Annotated in this window: 19 protein-coding genes; 10 read left to right on the forward strand and 9 right to left on the reverse strand. The window is 56.2% G+C overall.

Annotated elements, in window-relative coordinates; all coding sequences use genetic code 11:
- Positions 1-165 precede the first annotated feature (165 nt).
- From ACCD05_RS09915 to ACCD05_RS09940, 6 genes are all read right to left on the reverse strand, one after another.
- On the reverse strand, positions 166-1,638 hold the full coding sequence (locus ACCD05_RS09915) for a sensor histidine kinase (RefSeq protein WP_413392313.1): 1,473 nt from the start codon (positions 1,636-1,638) through the stop codon (positions 166-168).
- Between the two features lie 159 nt (positions 1,639-1,797).
- On the reverse strand, positions 1,798-2,064 hold the full coding sequence (locus ACCD05_RS09920; RefSeq protein ID WP_413392379.1) for a hypothetical protein: 267 nt from the start codon (positions 2,062-2,064) through the stop codon (positions 1,798-1,800).
- A gap of 93 nt (positions 2,065-2,157) precedes the next feature.
- Positions 2,158-2,322 (reverse strand): hypothetical protein, encoded by a 165-nt coding sequence (locus tag ACCD05_RS09925; RefSeq protein WP_413392315.1) that lies wholly within the window; start codon positions 2,320-2,322, stop codon positions 2,158-2,160.
- A gap of 315 nt (positions 2,323-2,637) precedes the next feature.
- Entirely contained in the window at positions 2,638-2,841 is a 204-nt protein-coding gene (locus ACCD05_RS09930) for a hypothetical protein (protein WP_413392317.1), read from the reverse strand.
- Positions 2,842-3,055: 214 nt separating this feature from the next.
- Positions 3,056-3,523: an NUDIX domain-containing protein gene (locus ACCD05_RS09935; RefSeq protein ID WP_413392319.1), complete on the reverse strand. Its 468-nt coding sequence runs from the start codon at positions 3,521-3,523 to the stop codon at positions 3,056-3,058.
- A gap of 50 nt (positions 3,524-3,573) precedes the next feature.
- Positions 3,574-5,475, reverse strand: coding sequence for a putative bifunctional diguanylate cyclase/phosphodiesterase (locus ACCD05_RS09940; RefSeq protein ID WP_413392321.1), 1,902 nt, complete (start codon positions 5,473-5,475; stop codon positions 3,574-3,576).
- Positions 5,476-5,747: 272 nt separating this feature from the next.
- On the opposite strand from ACCD05_RS09940, the gene ACCD05_RS09945 reads away from it, so the two are divergent.
- Positions 5,748-6,785, forward strand: coding sequence for a class I SAM-dependent methyltransferase (locus tag ACCD05_RS09945; protein ID WP_413392323.1), 1,038 nt, complete (start codon positions 5,748-5,750; stop codon positions 6,783-6,785).
- Between the two features lie 580 nt (positions 6,786-7,365).
- Here ACCD05_RS09945 and ACCD05_RS09950 read toward each other — a convergent pair.
- Positions 7,366-7,734: a hypothetical protein gene (locus tag ACCD05_RS09950; protein ID WP_413392325.1), complete on the reverse strand. Its 369-nt coding sequence runs from the start codon at positions 7,732-7,734 to the stop codon at positions 7,366-7,368.
- 658 nt (positions 7,735-8,392) lie between these two features.
- Here ACCD05_RS09950 and ACCD05_RS09955 point away from each other — a divergent pair.
- Both ACCD05_RS09955 and ACCD05_RS09960 read left to right on the forward strand, forming a co-directional pair.
- On the forward strand, positions 8,393-8,752 hold the full coding sequence (locus ACCD05_RS09955) for a hypothetical protein (RefSeq protein ID WP_413392327.1): 360 nt from the start codon (positions 8,393-8,395) through the stop codon (positions 8,750-8,752).
- 160 nt (positions 8,753-8,912) lie between these two features.
- Positions 8,913-9,104, forward strand: coding sequence for a hypothetical protein (locus tag ACCD05_RS09960; protein ID WP_413392329.1), 192 nt, complete (start codon positions 8,913-8,915; stop codon positions 9,102-9,104).
- A gap of 39 nt (positions 9,105-9,143) precedes the next feature.
- Here ACCD05_RS09960 and ACCD05_RS09965 read toward each other — a convergent pair whose 3' ends face one another.
- Positions 9,144-9,749 (reverse strand): PIN domain-containing protein, encoded by a 606-nt coding sequence (locus tag ACCD05_RS09965; protein ID WP_113168733.1) that lies wholly within the window; start codon positions 9,747-9,749, stop codon positions 9,144-9,146.
- Between the two features lie 244 nt (positions 9,750-9,993).
- Here ACCD05_RS09965 and ACCD05_RS09970 point away from each other — a divergent pair, with 244 nt between their 5' ends.
- The 5 genes from ACCD05_RS09970 to ACCD05_RS09990 all read left to right on the forward strand — a co-directional run bounded on the left by ACCD05_RS09970 (position 9,994) and on the right by ACCD05_RS09990 (position 14,922).
- The gene (locus ACCD05_RS09970) at positions 9,994-10,608 is read left to right on the forward strand and encodes a hypothetical protein (protein ID WP_413392331.1); all 615 of its coding nucleotides are present in this window, start codon (positions 9,994-9,996) and stop codon (positions 10,606-10,608) included.
- A gap of 35 nt (positions 10,609-10,643) precedes the next feature.
- Positions 10,644-12,563, forward strand: coding sequence for an AAA family ATPase (locus ACCD05_RS09975; protein ID WP_413392333.1), 1,920 nt, complete (start codon positions 10,644-10,646; stop codon positions 12,561-12,563).
- The gene (locus ACCD05_RS09980) at positions 12,560-13,327 is read left to right on the forward strand and encodes a metallophosphoesterase (protein ID WP_413392334.1); all 768 of its coding nucleotides are present in this window, start codon (positions 12,560-12,562) and stop codon (positions 13,325-13,327) included. The genes ACCD05_RS09975 and ACCD05_RS09980 overlap by 4 nt, the downstream gene beginning before the upstream one ends.
- Positions 13,328-13,379: 52 nt before the next feature.
- Positions 13,380-13,946 carry a HigA family addiction module antitoxin gene (locus ACCD05_RS09985; protein WP_413392336.1) on the forward strand — a complete coding sequence of 189 codons (567 nt, stop codon included), beginning with the start codon at positions 13,380-13,382 and terminating at the stop codon, positions 13,944-13,946.
- Between the two features lie 505 nt (positions 13,947-14,451).
- Positions 14,452-14,922: a hypothetical protein gene (locus ACCD05_RS09990; RefSeq protein WP_413392338.1), complete on the forward strand. Its 471-nt coding sequence runs from the start codon at positions 14,452-14,454 to the stop codon at positions 14,920-14,922.
- Between the two features lie 378 nt (positions 14,923-15,300).
- Here ACCD05_RS09990 and ACCD05_RS09995 read toward each other — a convergent pair whose 3' ends face one another.
- Positions 15,301-16,434 (reverse strand): hypothetical protein, encoded by a 1,134-nt coding sequence (locus ACCD05_RS09995; RefSeq protein ID WP_413392340.1) that lies wholly within the window; start codon positions 16,432-16,434, stop codon positions 15,301-15,303.
- A gap of 339 nt (positions 16,435-16,773) precedes the next feature.
- On the opposite strand from ACCD05_RS09995, the gene ACCD05_RS10000 reads away from it, so the two are divergent.
- Both ACCD05_RS10000 and ACCD05_RS10005 read left to right on the forward strand, forming a co-directional pair.
- Positions 16,774-18,039, forward strand: a complete 1,266-nt coding sequence (locus ACCD05_RS10000; protein ID WP_413392341.1) for a metallophosphoesterase family protein — start codon at positions 16,774-16,776, stop codon at positions 18,037-18,039.
- On the forward strand, positions 18,040-21,546 hold the full coding sequence (locus ACCD05_RS10005; RefSeq protein WP_413392343.1) for an AAA family ATPase: 3,507 nt from the start codon (positions 18,040-18,042) through the stop codon (positions 21,544-21,546). It abuts the gene before it with no gap.
- The last annotated feature ends 7 nt before the right edge of the window (positions 21,547-21,553 follow it).

Genomic DNA, 21,553 nt, shown 5'->3' on the forward strand with positions numbered 1-21,553 from the left:
GACCATTGCTAGCACTGAAGACTTAGCGGGCAATTATACGACAGTATGGCGGGGGTAACCTTAGGTTTGGTAGACTATCACCGCGGTTGGAAACCCAGTCTCGATCCGGCGGCCCAAGAAAATCGAGTTGGCAGCCGGCTCCAGAAGTGAGGCTTTACAAGCCTTTTAGTCCGCAAGCTTGAGCCAAGCGCTGAATTTGGTCCCGCCGTCCTTTTCGAAGCGAAACTCGCCCCCCAACTGGTGAATAAACGCTTTGATGAGACGCGTACCCATGCCGGGAGAATCCGTGCTGCCGTCAAATCCGACCCCGTCGTCAACCACGGACAGCTCGGCTACGCCATCAGCTTGGGATCGAAGACTGACATGGATAGTACCCGCTTGGCGGCCGGCAAAAGCATACTTCATGCTGTTTGCGATTAGTTCGTTGACGAGAAGAGCGAACGGCGTAGCGCGGTCGGGCGCTATGGTCATATCCTCGACATCGAACGATACGGTCACGGGGAGCCCGTGAACATCAATGAGCGTTCTAACAAAAGACGGAATAAACTCAGCTGCCGATACGCCGCTGAACTGGTCAAAGCCGTACATTTGTTCATGCACAGCGGACATCGCCGAGATGCGCTCACTGAGACGTTGCACCGCCTCGGGCTCGAAACCCTGCATCCGGAGCAGTGCCATGACTGTCTGAAGGTTGTTTTTTACCCGGTGATGGATTTCGCGCATCAGCGTCTGATTTGCCGCCAAAGCTTCGGCAAGCTGGTGTGTGTGCAGTGCGTCTTCTCTGATAAGTCTCTGAATCCAGAGCGCTGCCGCAACTGCGCCAACGACCGCGAAGATTACCAACAAGGCAGCGATTTTCGCGTCGTCCCAGAAGGGCTGCATGAGGACTTCCACATCGGCGGACGCGATCGCGACGAATGGAGTTCGCTCAATGATGCGGTAGCCAACTAGCCGGTCCTGATTATCGACCGGTGAGTACGAGCGATAAATGCCAGAGGTCGCTTTCCTCATGTAGTCGGTGAAAAGGACATATCCGCCCATATCAACAGGACCCGGCGGCTCTGGATGCCTGGCGATGAGCTTGCCGTCGCGCCGAAGGAAACTCACGGTCGAGTTCGGTCCCATATCAACCGCATCCCAAATTGGTTTCAAGACATCTGAGTTGAACGCAATAGCGGCTACCCCTGCGAAGTTTCCGTCCCGTTCGAGCCGGCGGCTGACTACGAAGATCTGGCGATTGGTCAAGCGGCTGACAATCAGCGCCGACGTATATTCCTCCGCACCGTTCCTCAGGCGCGTGAAATACTCCCGATCGGAAACATTCATCGCCTGTATTTTGGGGTCGTTGGAGTAGAGCGTAAGGCCGTCGACGCCGACTACGTATGCCGTGACCAGGGGTGGGAGATCGGCGACTGCTGCGTTTAGATCGTGGACCTGCTGAGGATCGACGGATAGCACGCTTGATCCAAGGGAGTCGTCAATGCGGTGCAGAGTTTCGCGAGCAAGCGAGTTGAGCCAGACCGCATTCGCTGCAACGATCTTGGATGCGGCGCTCACCTGGGTATCGGCCCGCTTTACAGTCGCCTGGTAGCTTGAGACGAGCCACAGGCCCAGGACGGAAATCAGCGCGAGAAACATTATACCAATGACGGCAAGTGACGCTCGGCCGACCGCGCCTGGCGGAAGTCCACTGGAACTACTGAGTACTCGTGCCATGCAGTTCCGCTTGCTTTCGGGTGCTACTACGAACCCATAGCCGCCTGCCGCCTGCGTCGCAACCGAGTTGAGACCGAAACATTAGGTGTCGTTCGCGGCGGCTATCCGCTGCCTCTTAGGGTAGTATCGCCCTATCGAGACCAAGTATTCGAAAATCTCCGAAACAAGATGATCACGGCTACCGTGTTTTTCGCCGATCTTTCTGAGGCGGGGAGCGGCGATTTCGTAGGCTTCCAGTGAAAGGTCGGCATCACCGATGAGGTACCCAGACCCCAGCACAGCAGTGATGTCGCAGCCAGTGTCGGCGACCTCTTGGACGAACTCTGGTATCTGGTTTTCGGACATCATCTTCACAGTTGTCTCCCAGTTTCGATGCAACCTTACCCGAGATTTTCTAAGATGCCAGTCGCAAAGTCGCTTGACCTGCCATCCGTCAGGTTCTCAGGTGCGGTTTCCACGCGGGCCGACGTCCTGGAGGCATGATGCGCCTAACACTACCTCAATATGTACCGTGTCGTAGCCGAATACCGCCCAGTCGTCGCAATAGCATTTGCGCGTGACGAGCTTCAGCGCGCGTTGAAATATGAGATGATCGATGTCCCTCATAGTATCTCCTTGAGAACCCACCCGGCCTTCGGCCGCTTGCCGCCCCGTTTGGCAGCCCGGAAATCTGCTTCCGCGACAGCCTTCCGCTTCGCATCCAAAAGACCGTCAGCCCAAACCGTTATACGATAACGGCCTGCCGCAAAAATGTACCGATCCGTGTCAGCGCGCCTGCCAGCGGCGTAGCCTGCCCGGAACACTTTCTTCGCGGCGCTTAGGTCGATGCGGCTGTGGAATTCCGGCCCTTGGGCCACCCACCACTTTCGGAAAGCGGCCTCGAAGCTCGTCTTTTTCGATCTGCTTGTCATGTCCAGCAAACTAGACGTCCCGCTCGAATGAGGGTGTCCAGCCCCGTGTCATACCATGGCTCATCGCGGCCTCCGCGAGCGCCAACTGCAGTCTTAGGTACTTGACGTCCGCGAGAAGCGTGGCAATTGTCGCTTTCGCATCGTCATCGTGAAAGGCCAAGGCAGCTTCGACCTCGAAGTCTGCATCGATTTCCTTCGCAGGTTTATTCAACATGGTCAGCGTCTCGGATTCCTTCCTGGTAAGCCCGAACGGCGGCGTTCATGCCTCGCAGTTTCGGAAGCATCGGACACGTCATAAGGGCAAGGTTGAGCAACCGCCGTTTGGGGCATGGCCGTTGTGATTTCCAATTTCCAGTGTGTTCACTTTATGTTCTTTTTCCGAGCGAAAGTCAACGACCCGTCTCGAGGATCTCCGGCGGCCTACTCAATCACTCACTCAGAAATCGTCTCAGGTCATCTAGCATTGCAACCTGACCTTTGTGCAACGCTAGTGCTGCCTCCTCAAGAACAAACCATTCGGCACGATCGACCTCGGGGAAGAACTCGCGTTTCCCGGAATGCGGCGGCCATTCGATGTCGAACTGCGAGCTGACAGATGGATCTGGCTCTTCCGAACCGTCGGCCTTCGCGACCCATACCTCGACGCTCTTTGATCCGGGTTGTTTGTAGGTTCCAAGCAATCGTGGCTCGCTGCTAAGCGTGACTCCTGTTTCTTCGAACAGTTCACGCTTTGCAGCATCTAGGTGATCCTCCCCCGGATCGACGAGGCCTTTTGGAATCGACCAAGCTGCCTCGTTCTTTTTAGCCCAAAATGGCCCACCTGGATGGACGAGGAGTACTTCTGTTTCGCTGTCCACCGATCGATACAAAAGAATGCCCGCGCTCACCGCTGCCATGCCATCGCCTCCCGGCCCAACGTTAGGCGCATAACGGCTGTTATAGCCTGTTATGCCGCCTTCAGCATATCAGCGCTAACTGGCATCCCCAAGTGGAACCCCTGGACGCGATCTATCCCGAGCTCTCTGAGGAGTGACAACTGGGCTGCAGTTTCCACCCCCTCGACGAGGATCGTATTTCCCCGGTTGCGGATGAGCGAAATCATGTCTTGAAGCATGGTAAGCCCACGCGGATTCGAGCAGTCATGCAGAAATGTTCTGTCGACCTTGACCGTTTGGAACTCGATCGCACGTAGCCAAGATAGGCCGGCAAATCCTGAGCCAAAATCGTCCAGCCATATTTCGACACCGAGCGCCCGCAGGTCGGCAATGCACTTGAATACCTCCGACTGCATTTCCATATGCAGCCCTTCCGTGATCTCCAGCGCCAGACGTGACCCAGATATCCCGCACTCTTTCAGAATATCCGACACGTTCGATGCGAAGTCAGCTGACTTTAGCTGGACGGGGGAGACGTTCACGCTGACTGTTGCCATTCGGTCGGTCATCAGAATGTCCCTGCAGGCCGTTTCAATCGCCCAGCGACCCAGTTCCAGGATCGCCCCTGTTTGTTCCGCAACCGGGATGAAAATCTTTGGCGAAACAGCCGTGCCATCTGGCATCTTGAAGCGCATCAACGCTTCGACCGCTCGCGCAACGCCATCGACATCGAAGATCGGCTGATAAACCAGGGAGACGAGATTACGGTCAATCGCTGCGGCAAGAAGCGGGACAAGCTTCCCGACGCTGTCATCTGGACGAGGAAGCGATGGATCGAACACGCGAACGCAGTTGCGTCCCGTAGCTTTTGCCGCGTAAAGCGCCAAATCCGCCTCTCGGACAATTCGCTCGACTTTATCGCCACTTTGTTGCCGCGTAACCGCGACGCCGACGCTCACGGTCACCACTGAACGATCGTCAGGGCGCTCTGCGTGAGCAATCGCCAAATCCTCAATGTCGCGTCGAATTCGGTTTGCCATCGACTTTGCCATCTCCGGCGTTCCAGTGGGCATGACGACAATGAATTCTTCGCCGCCGTATCTGCCGATCGTCCCATGTGAGCTCGAAACGACATCTCTGAGCGACTTGGCGATGACGGTGAGGCAGCGATCGCCTTCCTGGTGGCCGTACTGATCGTTGAAGCGTTTGAAGAAGTCGACGTCGATCAAGATCACGGCGAATGCGCGACGATGCTTCCTCCAGCCTTCCCAGCATTCATCGAGCCGTCTGTCCAACGCTCTGCGGTTTTCGATACCGGTCAGGTAGTCGGTGTTGGATAGCTCGAGAAGTTCCAACCCTCGCTCTGTCGCAGCCCATTGCTGATAGCGGGCCTCCGCAGCATTCAGCAGGACGTTGCTTCGTTCGACGTTCAATCGCCAATTCACGAATGACGTGAACAGGAAGCAGGAGATATAAAATAGGCCGAACGCCAAGCGATAGGCGGGAGTCGTCGGGAAGACCCAGTAAATAGAGATGAAAAATGCGAGGAGCACGATCCCCGAGGTAGCGACCGATAGCCGAAACGAGAAGCTGAAAAACAGGTTCGCGCCCATCATGAAGATAGCACCGAATATCATGTAGTAGGACATAGCTGTCGTGTCATGACTTGCCACTGCTGGCCAAAGCCAACCGATGTATCCGACGACTAAGGCCGAAGCGCAGGTGACGTCCAGCCAGATGGTCCGCGCCTTGGCAATCCGCAGCACCTCGAACGCCAGCAGTGCTGCGAACGCGATGACGAGGCGGGCAGCAATTGTCGTTGGCGCAACGTCAGGGATAAGCCAACTGTCCGGAGCCGCGAAACCTACATAAACGCCGACTGCCACCCACAAGCCGTGGCGAGACCAACGACGCCGGATAGCATCTTTTTCGGTTTCCAACGATCTGCGCGCGTCTGCGAATGAGTACGCCATGTTTAGGTCGTGCGCCGGCACGTTCGCCGCAGCCACACTCACGCAAACCGACCGCAGTTATCGATGGATATATGCACGCAATAGTTGATCATTAGTGTGCGCCCTTCAAACGTTACTGTCGGCTACTCGCGTTCAGCTAATTAAGAATTCGACGAATTTGCTAAATTAGAATCACAATCACAACGGCAAAATTACCCTCAGCACGTGTGGAATCCAGTCGCTTTATTTTCGGGCGATGTTTATGATTAACCATACATCAATGAGGGTTCAAAATGGCACAAAGCTTTGCGTTTGATGGGGAAAGCTTGATCACGGACGCGCAGTTCCGAGCGGGAAATGGGTCCCTCGCGATGGAGAACCCAGGGGAATTGGTCGTCGCGAAAGCCGAGCTCGCTCTCATTCTGGACACTGCACTGCAGCAGTTTCAGGGCGGGCTCGATCCGTCGTCAATCATAGCGCGATTGACCCGAGACCTACATTCGTTGCGCCGTCGTTCGCACGTGGGCGTCTGGAACGAAATCACATTGATCGCTCAATCCCACCCAGTTGCCGATTTTCTGCATCAAGACCCCCTTACGCGTTGGTCGTTTGAGAAGCCCCGCGGATACTCGGGCGATGCAAATCTCCTCGACTTCATTTACGACACGGGTGACACTTCAGCTGCGGTTGCCATGTCCTCAGACCTTGGTAGGGCGATCTATGCATACACCCGAAATGCGACCTCGTCGGTCGCCGTCCGCGAACGTCGAGATATCCTCGCCGAACGCGTTGATAGCATCTCTAAGACCTCTCCTGCGCCAATCGACGTGCTGTCGATTGCGTCTGGACATCTGCGCGAGGCGGCAAAGTCTAAGGCGCTAAACGAAGGGGGCGTGAGGCGATGGGTGGCTTTCGATCAGGACCCGATCAGTGTCGGTACCGTCGCACGTGATTATAGGGGCACCGCCGTCGAAGCCGTGAACGGATCGGTCAAATCGTTGCTTGGCAACCGCCACGATTTGACGGCGTTCGATTTTGTCTATGCCGCTGGGCTTTACGACTATCTGCCCGCGCAGGTGGGCGTGAGGTTGACCCGAAAATGCTTGAGCATGCTGAAGCCTGGCGGGATCTTCTTGTTTGCAAATTTCTCTGATGAGACCGCAGTGGACGGCTACATGGAAACGTTCATGAACTGGCCGCTGCTGCTAAGATCAGAGGACGACATGTGGAAAATCGCCGGCGAAAGTGCGCACGGCGTCGATGTCGGAACGCGGGTTTGGTTCGGTGAAAACCGTGATATCGTTTATTGCGAGATCACGAGGCGAGATTGAGCATCTTGCGCGGTCGTTTACCTTGGCCGCGGACGGCCACCCGATCACCCAGCCGCCCGTCACGCGCGTGGGAACCGAAGACCGTTCCAGCGGCTGAGATTCGTGTTTCAACCATATGTGACGAATACCCGATATGAGCTGGTTATCTCAACGGATTTGCGCCGGCCGCCATCTGACAGGATCATCTAATGACAATGAGGAGCTCAACCTATGTCAGATCACCAGCTAAAGACCGTTGATGTCGCATTAGACGCTTATATTGCACGGAATGCGAGTCGGGCTGAGGAAAAAGAGCCAAGGTTCCCAATCGAGCTTGATATCGCGCTGTGCTGCGTGGTCCTTGGTGATGTCACGGCTTTAGGTCTGTGGACCGAAGAGCTAGCGAGAGCGCTCGCCCGGTCGCCTACGTTGGAATTTAAAGAACTTGCTGCCGATTTGAGGGAGCTTTATTCGCAATGGAGCGCTTTCGAATTGAGGGAAGGCAATGGCGCACTACTGGACTATCGCCATTGCCTCGAAAGGTCCCCGCCGGCCGTTATCGGGTATGAACGTATCACTAACGCTCGACGATTTCAGAGTACTAAAAGCCGGGTCCCCGGGGATCCACGGTGGGCTTTTGATCTGGAGCTAGCGCGACAATCAGCTTGTCGATCTCATAGCCGGTAAAAAACGACTCTCCGTCAATAGTCACATCGAAAAAGGGCCCCGCCTCGGGGGCTATCTCGACCGAGAACGAGGCATCCTCCTCAGCCATACGCTCCATCATTTCGAGGGCCTTCTGAAACTTCTCCAGGGAAACTTTCTTGTCTTTGTAATGCGCGACTGCTGACGACGCTCGGCTTCGACCGTGCTCGCCTTTCCCCGTTTTTACAGGCGATTGCCCGTCGATGCTGACCTCATACTCGGCAACTTTGTCGTCAACCTTGTTGAACTTCCCTACGATAGGCATTTAGGTTTCCTGATTGCTGGTTTCTCAAGCTTTCAGTAGTTCAAACTTGTTACCGATCGGTTCCCAGGTGAGTTAGTGCGTCAGGCCGTCTGCCCTGGTGCCGAATGGGTCATCGCAGTGACAGGTATGGTCAAGAGGTCGCTTGAAGTCGCGGGCTCGGTAATATGCTTTGTTACCTGCCGCACGGAAAACCCGGTCCTTCGGGTCGGGAGGCAAGCGGCTCGTGGCGGTTGATAGAAGTGTATCCTCCGGCTACGACGACCCTGCCAGGAGGGGTATCGCCTCGATCGGAGGCTAAGTTCACTCGTTCTCGAACAGGTTGTGGGGGTCCAAGACGATCGTTAGGGAGCGGGCTTGGAGGCTAGTTCGTTCCCGTATTCTGACGTGAGCAATGCGGTCAGCTCATCGATGGAATTCCCGTCCTGCTGTGCGACGCGGCTGATCTCGACGTCGACCGGCTCGATCAGCGTAGGCCAAGGGCTGACTACTAAGCCTGACAGCAGAGCGGATCGACCGACGATGAGTTTTCCGTCCGAGGAAAAACGTCTGCTTGCCGCTCAAGCTGGACCCGCAGATCTGCGACTAGCCCGGGCGGTGCGGATAGTGTGATGCTTGGCGAGTCGCCGGCCTTTCCCGCGGCCATGGAGAAGAGATGAGAATGATGATCGAAAATCAAATTCCCGCATTCGTCGAGGAAGTGGCAAGCACCGGCTGCGATATCGTGGCTGTACTGGGAGGGTTCCTCTTTGGCGATGCCGACTTGTCGACGGAAGATTATGAGTTAGTCGAGCCGCAGATTCTGGCGATCTGCGCGAAATACGGACGGCGGGACCACCTCACGAAGGAAATTTCCCACTATCTGGTTTCAATCGGGCGGTATTACCCGAAAGAAGCTGACGCTGACGGAACGTTCGGTAGCAGCAAATGCCCTGGTGGGAAGCTTGAGGGTCTCAACGACAAAGGCACATGGATCGCGATGATGCCTGGGCTAAAACGTACAGGGCCGACGAAACTATAGACTCCGACACCGTGTACCTCATCCCCGCGAGCCTAGCCAAGCGTGGCCAATGTGATCGCTGCTGGCTCGCCGAGCAGACACGGAGTCCTCTATTACCGGGTCCTCCTTTTCATGACCACGGTGGAGAGGTATAGTGTGAGTCTAGCTTGGGAGTGCCCGGATGAAAGACCAGCACGAGTGGTCGCGAGGCGATGCGGAAGAGCGCATACGCGAGGTTTTCGACGACGCCAAAGCCGGCGAGGCGCAGATCGTTCGCGACAGCGGCGGCAAATTCGAGATCCGGTTTATTCCTGACAATGCGGCTGAAACGCTCGGTCAGTACCTGGCGCGAGGTGCTCCTGACGAAGCTTGAGTCAGGACCTCGTCGCGGATAGCACAGCGCTCCTTGGCTTTACCACCGGGAGAGACGCGAAAGCGCTCCCCAATCATTTGGCTGCTCTTGATCTTGGTTCGACGCTAATCTCGGGGGCTCGTCTCTCGCGCCAACTTCAGCAGACGGGTCATCCTTCGCGGTCTTGGTCAACCGCGGAATAGTCCATATCCCACGATTGGGATTGAACACTCCCGGCAGAGGGCGATGTTTATTGATTTGCTCGAAGTCACCACTGTTCATCGTTGCAATGGGCATGTCGTAGACGATCGACATCGCTGCGATGAACAGATCTTGCCCTGGCTTTTTGTCTTCTTCAGGCTGCCAAAGCCTCTCGAGAGGCCGGCAGCAGTATAGCCTCGCGAGTACCCGTGCGACCTCCGGCGAGGAGGGCGGGTAGTAGAATCTCGTCTTGAGCAAGCCATCGACCCATTCAGCCAGCTTCCGGGCGCGGGTGGGATCAACCCGCCGCAAATCCGCGATCCCTGTTTCGATCTCCAAAATCACAGGAAAGGATAGGGCCAGACGCGTTTCGTTTTCCAGCCATCGTTTCACCGCCGGCAAAGGGTACGTCTTGATGGTGTTACTGATCACATTCGTGTCCAGCAGGAAGATGTCGTCAGTCATGCCTCCGGTCCGCATCGCTACAAGGTAGTCTACGGTCGCGCCTTAAGGTTAACAGCCTGTAAAAAGAAACTTTAGCGTACCCTAAATAAGAAAATATATTGACATGCAGCCGATGTTCATCTTATGTTCTCGTCATGACCCATATAGCTGCGAAACGACTGATCCGAATTATTTGAACGCAACCGCGCGGGCGGAATGGTGTCCAGTTCGATTGTGTCCAGTTCGTATGAGTTAGAGGTCAGGCATGGCACCTCAGGATCGCATGCAGCAAAACCGGAAATCGGTTGTCGTTTCCCCAAGTGAAATCGCCTACAAACCCACACTGAAAGGCCCAAGCCGACCCGTTTTCCGCTCGAACGCAGTTCGTGACATGGGCAGTGTGCTTGATCTCAATCCTAGTGTGCGTTCGTGGACATGTGGCGCTGTCGTGCTAAGGGTCGGCCGCAAAAAGCACGCTCCTGACCTCCAGATGGAAGACATGGACGGTCGTCTGTGGCTGCTGGACGTCTTCGATCGCAAGAATCTTCCTGACCAAGATGCCGTCGCGACCGCGGCCTCGGAGATGTCGTGCCATTACCGTTCGGTCGATCGGGCGGAAATCTACGAGGGCTTCAGGCTCGCAAACGCGAAGGACCTTCTTCGGTACGCAGGGCACGTTGTTCCTCTTGGTGACCGCGTTCGGTTGCTGGCGTTGGTCGGTGAACACGGGCCGTTGTCTTTTGCCGACTGCCTCCGTGCAGTTCGCGAAACCCAGCCCGTGGCCGCAATCGCCTCCCTAATCCTACAAGGCTACCTCGCGGTGGAACTCGACGACGAGCTGATCGGCCCCGAGACGATGGTGAGACGAATTAGTAGCTGAGCCTACCGTCGTTACTCCAATCATCGAGGCTCATCATGACATTTTCCGAAGAATTCTGGAACCGTAAGGCTCGCCCGCCGGCAAATTTCGTCACTCTTGTCGCCGAAATGGCTATCCGTCGCACAATGCGACCGCATCTGCGAACCGCACATTACGTCCTGGCAATCCGGCTCCCCGAGAAAGACGACATGTACGTATATGAGTTGGCCACGCGCAGAATGCTCGATCCTGAATGTGAGACCGATGATGATGGTGCGCCGGTTGTCCTAGTAGCCAACGTCGCTACCATCAAGGGGCGGACATGGGACCTCGCGCGCAAATTCAATGAATTGCGGCGGGTCGTCATTTTCTACACAGACGATACCGAAATCTCGACTGATTTCGCTCTTCTGATCGATCGTAGGATCGACATGGAACTGCCCAGAGCTAGTCACTTCGCGGCAGCAGCAAAGCTGCTCGGGCGTACGGCTTCTTATCGCGACACCGTGTTCCTCGCCAGTTGCCGTCTCTGCGACGTACGCTTGGCGGTGCTACCGCACCGGTCAATCTCAAACGTCGTTCAACGGCTGAAAGCGGTGGCGTCTGAGGATATGGCACCGAGCAAATCGTCAACGAACCCAGCGTCGCCCCGTCTCGAAGACCTCTCGGGCTTCGGAGCTGCGAAGACATGGGGCCTCCGACTTGCTGGCGATATCAAAGCTTGGATGGCCGGGGATCTGCAGTGGTCCGACATCGACAAAGGCATTCTTCTTGCAGGACCGACGGGCACTGGGAAAACAACCTTTCCCAAAGCTCTCTCGAACACTTGCGGTATCCCCTTGGTTGCGACTTCCGCTGCTAGGTGGCAGTCGAAAGGACATCTCGGCGACTTGCTCAAGGAGATGCGCAAGTCCTTCGAGGAGGCGGCAGCCGTTCGGCCGTCTATCCTTGCTATCGACGAACTCGACAGCGTCGGTGATCGAGATGCATACAAGAGTAGCGACTACCACGACTATAAACGGCAGGTAATTAACGGGCTGCTGGAGTGCCTGGACCCGTCGGAAGGGCGGGAAGGCGTTATCGTGGTTGGCTCTACAAACGATGCAAGCGCGATTGACCCAGCTTTACTGCGACCCGGCAGGTTTGAGCAGATCGTCCATATCGACCGACCTAATGCCGAGGATCGCAAATCAATCCTGAGATACCATCTGCCGGAGTTGGCTCTCGAGGATTTAGATACGTTTGTTGTATCGTCGGAGGATTGGTCCGGAGCGGACATCGAGAAGCTGGCTCGAGATGCTAGGCGCATTGCTCGGAGTTCGGGCCGGAGAACGGTGACTGACGAAGACCTGCTTCTGGCAATGCCGCCACTGGCCACTTACAGCGAAGAGGAGGGGCTCCGTCTCGCGGTCCACGAGATCGGACACGCGGTTGTCGGCGCTACGCTGCGGCCCATGCAGCTGCTAGGCGTCAAGATCAATCGATGGCGGCCCTCAAAAGTCGGTTGGAACCATATCGGTATGACCTTATTCAACGAGAAGCCACCCCTCATGACGTCTGAATCCTACTTGGCTGACTCGATCGCGATCCTTCTCAGTGGCATGGCCGCGGAACGCATCTTCTTTGGCGAACACTCGATGGCATCGGGTGGCGATGCGGCATCCGATCTCACGAGAGCCAGCGATCTGGCAACCATGATGGAACGTTGTTTTGCGTTTGGCGACAACCTCGTGACGGACATCGGCTTCGGCCAGCGACCGATGGAGTCACTGAGGCAAAGCGATCCGGTCCTTCGCGGAGCCGTCCAGCGTCGTCTGGAGGTTCAGTATAGCAGGGTAACGGAAATCCTGACAGCCAAACGTCCAGCAGTTGAAAAGCTGGCTGAGCGTTTGGCGAAGAGCTTTGAACTCTCGGCCGACGATATCCTGCAGGCGTTACGCAATGAAGTAGTTTCAGAGTTGGGAGCCGAGGCATGAGAATCTGGGTTTTTTCCGATATCCACCTCGAATTCGGGGCGCCTTTTCAGGTGACCCCGCCGGACGACATCGATGTCATCGTCTGTGCGGGGGATGTGCTGGACAAGGGGGTGGTGCCGAGCATCGAATGGCTTTCTGCGTTCGTGGGTCCAGAGGTGCCGGTTATTTTCGTCGCGGGAAACCACGAGTTCTATCGCGCTTTCTTTTCGGACAGCATAGCGGCCGCCGAAGCTCTACGCGATCGCTATCCGAACGTTCACTTCCTTGACGACCGCGATGTTGTCCTCGACGACGTTCTTTTTTTCGGGGCAACATTTTGGACCGACTTCCGACTCTTTGGTCGCAATCCGGAAGTCTCCATGTGGGCGGCCGAGAAGGGCATGAACGACTACAAGCAGATCCGGTTTCAAAAGAAGCCGTTTATGAAGTTTAAGCCGATCCACTCTTTCCGTAGGCATGACGCTTCCATCAAATTCTTAGCGGACAGCTTGGGTCGGAGCGACGTCAGAAAGAAGGTTGTCGTCACTCACCATGCGCCGTCACCCCGGTCGATTTCGCGGTGGTTCCGGGATGATCCGTTGTCGCCATGCTACGCCTCGGATTGCGAGGCGTTTATCAGGGAGGCCGAGCCGGACCTGTGGGTGCATGGGCATGTGCATCAATGCTTGGACTATACGCTCGGATTCACCAGGGTCGTCTGCAATCCAAGGGGTTACCCGGGGGAGGCGACGGGGTTTGATCCGGGCTTGGTGATCGAGATCTGACTGGGGTGCGGGTGGCATGGCTGGATGAACGGGGCCGGAGATGGAGGTGGGTGTGACTGGCAATCTTTTGGCAGGGCTGACCAAAGATCAGCTAGCGTTCGCGCGTTCGCTTGTCGACAGCGGGAGATATTCCAGCGTGGAGGATGTCTTGCAGGCGGGACTAGAGCTCCTGCACGAGGAGATCGAAGGTGAGATTGGGGCAATGGAAACGCTGCGAGCCACAATCGAGAGCCGCTTGAAGAGGCCCACGATTTCCACTGAAGAGATGGAGACGCGGGTTGCGGCGATCGTTGCGGGGAAGCGGCAGACGGTCTCGGTCTCAGCAATGCGTGATCCGAATAGATGCCCAATTCATCCGGGAGCGTTGCTTCGCGATGACTTGCTTCCCGCAATTGGAAAGCCTACGTCGGAGATCGCTAACTTGCTGGGCATCTCGCGACAGGACCTTGATGAAATCCTGAGGGAGGAAAGCCCGGTTAGCGTTGCCGTAGCTGTCCGGTTTGGGAAGATGTTCGGTAACGGGCCGCTGATGTGGATTGGGATGCAAGCCGCATACGATGTGTGGCATGCCGTTCGTGAGGTCGATGTCTCGGGCATTCCGACGCTTCGCGGAGATTAGCTCAGAATTAGCGAGCGGGGGGGCGCTGAACTCGACCGCTCGCGATCGCCCACCAGTTAGATTAGGCATGAGAAAACAACATCAAGGTTGCATTTTTGCGTGCAAGCCATAAGTTTCTCGCTACATGTTTTGTTGCTTGAAGCGGCCAAGCGTGTTCGGGACGGAAAATGCCTTTCAGAGGTAGGCCAAGGTTTTGCCAGTTGCGTTCCAACGTACGAACTCATCAGCGCGGCGTGATGTTCCGAGCGCATGTATTTTTTTGATTTCCACTGCGATCGCTTTATGCTTGTTGCCGGATTTTGCCGAACCGTCGGACTCATCGCCGCCCCTTGCTGATAACCCGCACGTTGTCTGCAAAAACTTTAGTTTCCCCGATCCTTCTCCAAACCCAGCTCCAGCGCTGGACGCAAGACGGCCCTTCTATTTCGACATTGGACCACATCGATATGCTATACCCTGGCTATATCTATGGGGACGGCCGAGGCCAAACGCCGCGAGCTGTTTGATGACGCAGCGTTCTATTGGGTTCCAGTTCAGATATAAAACAGCAGATCCCGCACGCAGTCACGATATTGCCTATGCGTATGACGGACCCGAGTTGATATCCCAAGTCCCGATCGACAGGGTTCGAGTGTTTGACTTCTCACACTATGATGGTTCTCCAGATGATTACCACAGTCCTGAACGTCGGTTTGATAGCCTACTTGCTGGGTTACCTTCGCCTACCTCGCGCGTTCGGCTCGACGATCTGGAGGTCGTTCAAATCAATCATGCAGGACAAACCGCTTGGCATGGGCAGACGGACTATACGGAGGTCTATTTCACCTGTGTCCTCCCGTTCATCTGCACCGGCTTTCTCGATCTCAAAGATCTCAAGGTTTCCGCTTCAATAGCCGCATCGCGTCAGGCAGTCCCAGATTTTTGGACATTAGAGAAACGATTGCGGTCTTTACTCGGTGAATGGGAGATACGTTAGTCGTCTGCGGGAATTTGAATGTTGCGATGTGTTGCAACCATCGATGTGGAATGTGGGCTGCCTGGCACTCTACATTCGATTGTAAGTCACGTTACCGTTTGGCTTGCTTCGCCAAATCAATGCTACAGATCCGGGATTGCTACGGGGCGATACCGGCTGTCGTCTACTACGACGATTGAACAAGCGGTGACGTGGCGTCTGGACGGAGGATAGTCGGGCCTGATTGATCACAACCTCGACTTTCTGTTGGATCCATTGCTACGAACCATTCACTGACGTGGAAAATCGAGTGGAGTGCGCAGATGCTGACCGAGCGCGGCGCTACAATGAAGCCGTGAGCTCCATTGCGCGTCGGCCGCTGTTTCCTGGCGTTACACCTCACCAACTCAATTGTGGCTCAAACCCTTTCGCAAGAAACCGGACCAACGCACCGGTTCGTGTTGGATGCCAATCACTAGCGAGATGGCACGAGAGGTCTTCGTCCGCCTGATCTTCGTCCAGCTTTCTCTTGAATACCGCACGGTAGTCATTCAGCCCTATCCGGGCATCATCATCGAAACGCTTGAACCTAGATCCCTGAATAATGCCGTCCTTGCTCCTGACCTGGAACCAATAGCCGTTAAGTTGGCTGCTGTTGGCCAGATCCGAGAGCCTGATCAACCCGTCAATTTCCTGGCGTTCAACGATCTGATCGTCACGCGCGCCAAACTTGCTGAACTGGAGCTGACGTAGGGCCCATTTATTCATCTTCGGCGACATCTTATAGAGTGCGGCGAAAGCATCCCTGAGCCTCTCGGAAGCCGCACCTGAGGCCAACGCCTCCGCGTGAGCGTCCACAAATTCCTGCTGCGCCACACCCAGATCCGCCTTCAGAGGTTCGACATCCTCCGGCAATCGATCGGATCTGGTGATCTCAACCAGCTTGGACACTACGATGGGCAGGTCTGCCTTGTCACCATCTGCCGCCGGATACCATACCACCCCTTGCAGCTTGGGAAGTCCGCTCGTGCTTTGGGAGCTGTCTCCTGCCGTACCGAAGGCTGCGGACAGCAAGCGGTCCACAAGATGTCCTGCTGACGTAGCCGCGAACTCGGCAATCCGGAAACGGCCTTCATCCGAGCGGTCATGGTCGAAGATTTCGATATCGTAGGGTCGCGCATGTGCAATGCCGTCGGAGGAGGTCACGTGAATAACGTAACCTTCGAACCAAGGCTGCTGGTCATAGTCGACATGGAACCACACGCCTGTGAACGTGACCCGGTCACTCGGTTCAAGGCGCAGCTTGCTTGCTGCTGAGAGGATGGCGTCCCGGTAGTTGTCGATTACTGTCTGGAATGCGGTGTTGTCGCTCGGGCGGCCAAACATGAATTGGGAGATGTGGTTGCCGACGACCTCGATCGCCGCGTCAGGGCCGCTAACAAGCAGCTTGCCGATATAGGAGCAACTGGTCAGGTCAGAATTATCTGAGAGTTCGCCTGTCTGGAGTAGGTGTACGTCGGAAGCTGCTTGCATTGTTGCCTCGTGGACGCAGTTCGACGCCCGAAAAACAGCGCCGGGGCATCGATCTGCTAAGCGATCGTGGTTGAAAGACGGCAGCTCGAGAAGCCGCGTGGAGTAAGTTCTGGCAACAAGGCTCGCTTGGTTTTTTAGGGTTGGCAAGGGGTGTAGGCGAAATTTGCCTTCTGACGAAGGCGGTCTCGCAATTAGCCGATCATGTTCGCGAACGGTTGAGAGCAGGCCGCCTGATCAGGACCTCCCAAAAGAGCTGTGGAGATCGGAACAAACCAAGAATGTCGACTGGCGCTGCAAATGTGAAAGTCGTATCAAAGTCGATCTGGATAAGGACCGACCATGGCATTTCGATTCGTCCACACCGCAGATATACACCTCGACTCGCCGTTGAAATCGCTCGCCCTCTTGAATTCCGAGCTTTCAGAGCTCATTGGGTTGGCCACTCGACGCTCTTTCGTCCAAACAATTGATTTATGCCTGGAAGAGCGCGTGGACGCCCTGATCATCGCCGGCGACCTGTATGACGGCGAGCAGACCTCGATGAAGACCGCGCGGTTCCTCGCCGAGCAACTCGGTCGATTGGATCAAGCCGGTATCCGAACTTACATCATCCGCGGGAACCATGATGCTCTGTCCAAGATCACCGCGCAGCTTGTCATGCCGGATTCGGTAAGGGTTTTTGGTGAGGCAGCCGAAGTGGTAATGGTTGACCGCTCGGCCAGTGATTTCGACGTCGCGATCCATGGGATGAGCTTCGCAAAACCTCACGCGCCCGAGAGCCTCCTCAGGCACTTTGCCCTTCCCACTCCCGACGCGGTCAATATCGGGATCATGCACACAAGCCTTAACGGCTCGCCTGGTCACGACCCGTATGCGCCCTGCAGCGTTGCGGAACTCAAGCAAACAGGCTTTCAGTATTGGGCGCTCGGACATATTCACAAGCGTTCGATCTTCGACGACAAGTCTTCTGCAATCGTAATGCCCGGAATACCGCAGGGCCGCGATATCAACGAGGACGGTTCGAAAACCGTAACGCTTGTGACCGTCAGTGATGATCGCACGGTCGTCGTGGAAGAAAGAACGACAGCTGTTGCGCGGTTTGAGCGGCTTCAAATTGACGTCTCGGCCGCGACCGATTGGGAGAACGTCGTTGCAATTTCCAAACAGAAGCTAAGTAAGCACGCTTCTGATGTATCGGCGCAACAGATCGTCACGCGCGTCGAGGTGATCGGATCCAGCGAGCTTGCATGGCGCGTCCGTAGGGATATTGATGTGCTTCGGACGGAGCTGGAAACCCATGGCTCACTCCTCGGTAACCTCTGGGTCGAAAAGGTCAAAGTTTCTTCCGCGCGACCACAGCGGATCGCGGGGAATATCGGAGCTCTCGATGAGCTCGCGAACATCATCGATCAAGAGATTCACGGTTCAGTCGATTTCAATATTGAAATGAAAGCCATCGCCGACGAGTTGCGGAGCCAGTTGCCCACTGAGCTTAGGGACATACTCGGAAACGACCAAAAAACGTTTGAAAGTCTCATGGCGAGGTTTGCAAGCGAGGGCACAACGCACGTCCTTGCGCGGCTCCAGAACGTGGGGGGTGAATAATTGCGTATCAATCGCCTCGACCTGACGCGGTACGGCAAATTCACCGATGCGGTTTTCGATTTCGGCTCCCGTCCCGTTGGGTCGCCCGACCTGCACATTATCTATGGCCCGAACGAGGCGGGCAAATCGACGACATTCAGTGCGATCCTCGATCTGGTCTTCGGAATCGGGCACAGCACAAAGTACGGCTTTTTGCATCCGTATCCGACCATGAGGATAGGCGGCAATGTGCATGTGGGCGGACGTGAGCGAGAGTTCGTCAGGGTCAAGCGCCCTCAGAACAGTTTGCTCGATGGCGATGACCGTACGGTTGCCGACACCGAGATTTTGGCGGACTTAGGGGGCATAGACCGCAGCGCGTTTTCGACGATGTTCTCGCTTGACGAAGAGACGCTCAAAAGTGGTGGCGAAAGCATTCTGGCGAGCAAAGGCGATCTCGGTGAACTGCTGTTCTCTGCAAGCGCTGGTCTTGCCGATTTAAGCCGCAGACTAGGCGAAATCAGAGCCGACGCGGATGGTTTTTACAAGTTTCGTGCGCGCAACACGCAGCTTGCCGAACTGAAAGCTCGTCTCGCCGACCTCAAACAGAAGCGCGAAGAACTTGATCTCCAGGCAAGCGACTTCACTCGGATGAAGTCGGAGCTGAGCGTCCATGAAGAAAGATATCGAGAAGCTCGCGAACAGCTATCGGGAATCCAGACACGGTCGCATGAGATAAACCGCATCCTGCGAGCTCTTCCGACAATGGCAAGGATGGTCACTCAGCGAAACGAGCTTGCGCTGTTGCCAATTGTGCCGGAACCTCCGGGTTCCTGGAAGGATGCGCTTTCTGAGATTCGCAAAGAGACCATCGAACTCCGAGTGAAGATCGAAAGTGTTGCCCGTTCGATCGCCGACATCGAAAGCGGGATCCATGACATTCCGGACCCTTCTGAGGTTCTCGCTTTCGCGGGACGGGCGGAAGAGCTCTTGAAGACCCTCGAGCCGCGCTACGTCACGGCGCAGGTCGATATTCCGAAGCTCAAAGGAAGAATTGCTGAACTTTCAGTGGAGGCGCTGCTTCGTCAGCTCGGAAAGCCTCTGGAGAGGGACCCGGCTCGCCTGGTTCTCGATGCGGCAACAGTCGGAAGATTTAGAAGCCTGATCAATTCAAGGTCGGGCGTTGACGCGAAGCTGGATAGTGCAGCCAGAGAGCTTGCCCGCACTGAGCGGGCGCTTTCGGAAGAGGATGGAACCTACGAGCGCTTCATCGAGTACCGGCAGCCTGAAAGGCGTCGAGCCCTCGAGGCGCTGGCTACGGTAGTCAACGCCGTCTCGAAGACAGACGACGAAACGTCGCTCCGCCTGCTGACCCGGCGACAAGAAGCTGCTGCGAACACTCTGTTGGAGGGCATGGCACAGCTGGCACCGTGGCGCGGCACGCCGGAGAAACTAGCTGCAATGGCGGTTCCATTGCAGGCAACGCTCGACGGGTGGAAAATCAAGCATTCAGAGGCGCGCGACGCCGCCAAAGCCACTGCTTCCGATATCGATCGACTGCGAGCCGACCTCGGCCGTTTAGACGCGCAGATCGACGCCATCCGTGGACGGTCAGGCGACATAGACGAGACGTCGGCCGTCACCAGCAGGTCTGTGCGAGATGAAGCTTGGGTTTCGCACCGACAAGCGCTAACGGCCGATACCGCGCTCAGCTTCGAGCGGGCCATGAGAGCTGATGACCAGATAGTGGCGCAGCGGCTCCTGCATTTCGCCGAGACAGGAAAGCTCGCGCAACTAGGTCTAACGCGCGCCGGAGTGGAAGCCGACCTCCGCACGGTAAGTGAGCGACTTTCAGCTGCGGAAAACGCGCTAGTTGCCTTGGCATCCGAGATGCTTGCTAGCGTCGCTGACGTAAGCGGGGCACAGGTTTTAACACGCGACCCTGGCGAGCTTCAGGAATGGATGCGCCGAAGGACGGCGGCACTGGCGGCCCGCGACGAGCTAAGCGGTATCGATCAGGAGATAGCCGACGTTCGAGATCGATCCTCCGCAGTAAAGGTACGGCTAATCGCCGCGCTACGGGCCGCGGAAATCAAGGTCGTAGACGTTGAAGATATAGGTTCGTTGGTTGTCATAGCGGAGAACGAACTGGACCGCTTCAATTCGGCGATGGACCAGGCCGACCGACTTGAGCGCCTCAACGCGGATCGCATCGAAAGAACGAGGCTGCTCGACGATGCACGGGCCGCCGATGTGGAGTGGAATGCAAAATGGAATGAGGTATGTGAAGGTTGCTGGCTCAAGGATGAACCTTCCGTGCCAGATGTCGATGCTTTGAACGCGATTATTCCTCTCTTGGAGAAATTGTCGGCTGCGATCGAGATGAAAGACAGCCTGCTTGACCGTGTTCAGAAAATGGAGAAAGACGCCGCCGTCTTCGAACAGGCGGTCTTCGATCTTTGCGCGGCACTTTCCATAAGTCGTTCAGGATCGCTCAGCGACCTGACGTGGGCGATTGCCGAAAAGATCAAGGCCGCTGAGCGTAGCAAAGAGCGGATCGAGAACATGACGGAAGTACTCCGTAAGGCTCGAGAGCAGGAAAAAGCTCTTTTCATTTCCAGTCAGATTGTCTCGGGACGCATCGATGAGATGACCGCGTTCTTCGGGTGCGCCACGATTGACGAAGTCGAAGCGCAGATCGATCTCTACTCCAGACGTCAGGCGGCGCAGACGACACTTGCGAGCCTGGAGCGCGAGCTCTTGGAGATCGCCGGCGCTCAGGACGTCGCCCGGGTCGAGCAGGAACTATCGAATGCTGACAGGGACGCTCTCGAGGTCGAGCTGGAAGGCATGAAAACAGTCCTGGAGAACCATGAGAAGGCCTGCCAGGACGCTTTTCATGAGGTCTCGACACTCAGGAAATCGCTGGACGCCGTTGGAGGCGATGCGGCGGTAGCGCGGATCGAAGAACAACGCCGAACCACCTTACTGGAAATCGAAGAGCGGGCAGGGAGCTACCTGGAGCTTCGTTTCGGTATCGCCGCTGCTGAGCAGGCGATCAAACTTTACAGAGATCGTCACCGGAGCGGAATGATGTCCAGAGCATCCGAAGCGTTCCGAACTATAAGCCGCGGGGCCTACACCGGGGTCGCCGCCCAGCCGGGGAAAGATGGAGAAGTCCTCATGGCCGTGTCGGCAAACGGTGGCTCGATATCCGCCGACGCGCTATCCCGAGGCGCGCGGTTCCAGCTCTATTTGGCATTGAGGGTTGCGGGATACCACGAATTCACCGCCGAGCGCCCGGGTATCCCTTTCATCGCCGACGACATCATGGAGACGTTCGACGACTTCCGTGCGGAGGAAGCATTCAGGCTGTTCGCCGGGATGGCACAGCACGGCCAGGTAATCTACCTGACGCATCATCGCCACCTTACCGATATTGCACGCAAGGTTTGCCCGTCTGTTCGTATCTATGATTTTGACGCGATCAAGCGGAATGCGGGATTGGACGGAATAGCAGCGGAGTAGGCCGTGC

The sequence above is a fragment of the Rhizobium sp. Rhizsp42 genome (assembly GCF_047304155.1).
In the GTDB taxonomy this organism is placed as follows: Bacteria; Pseudomonadota; Alphaproteobacteria; order Rhizobiales; family Rhizobiaceae; genus Rhizobium.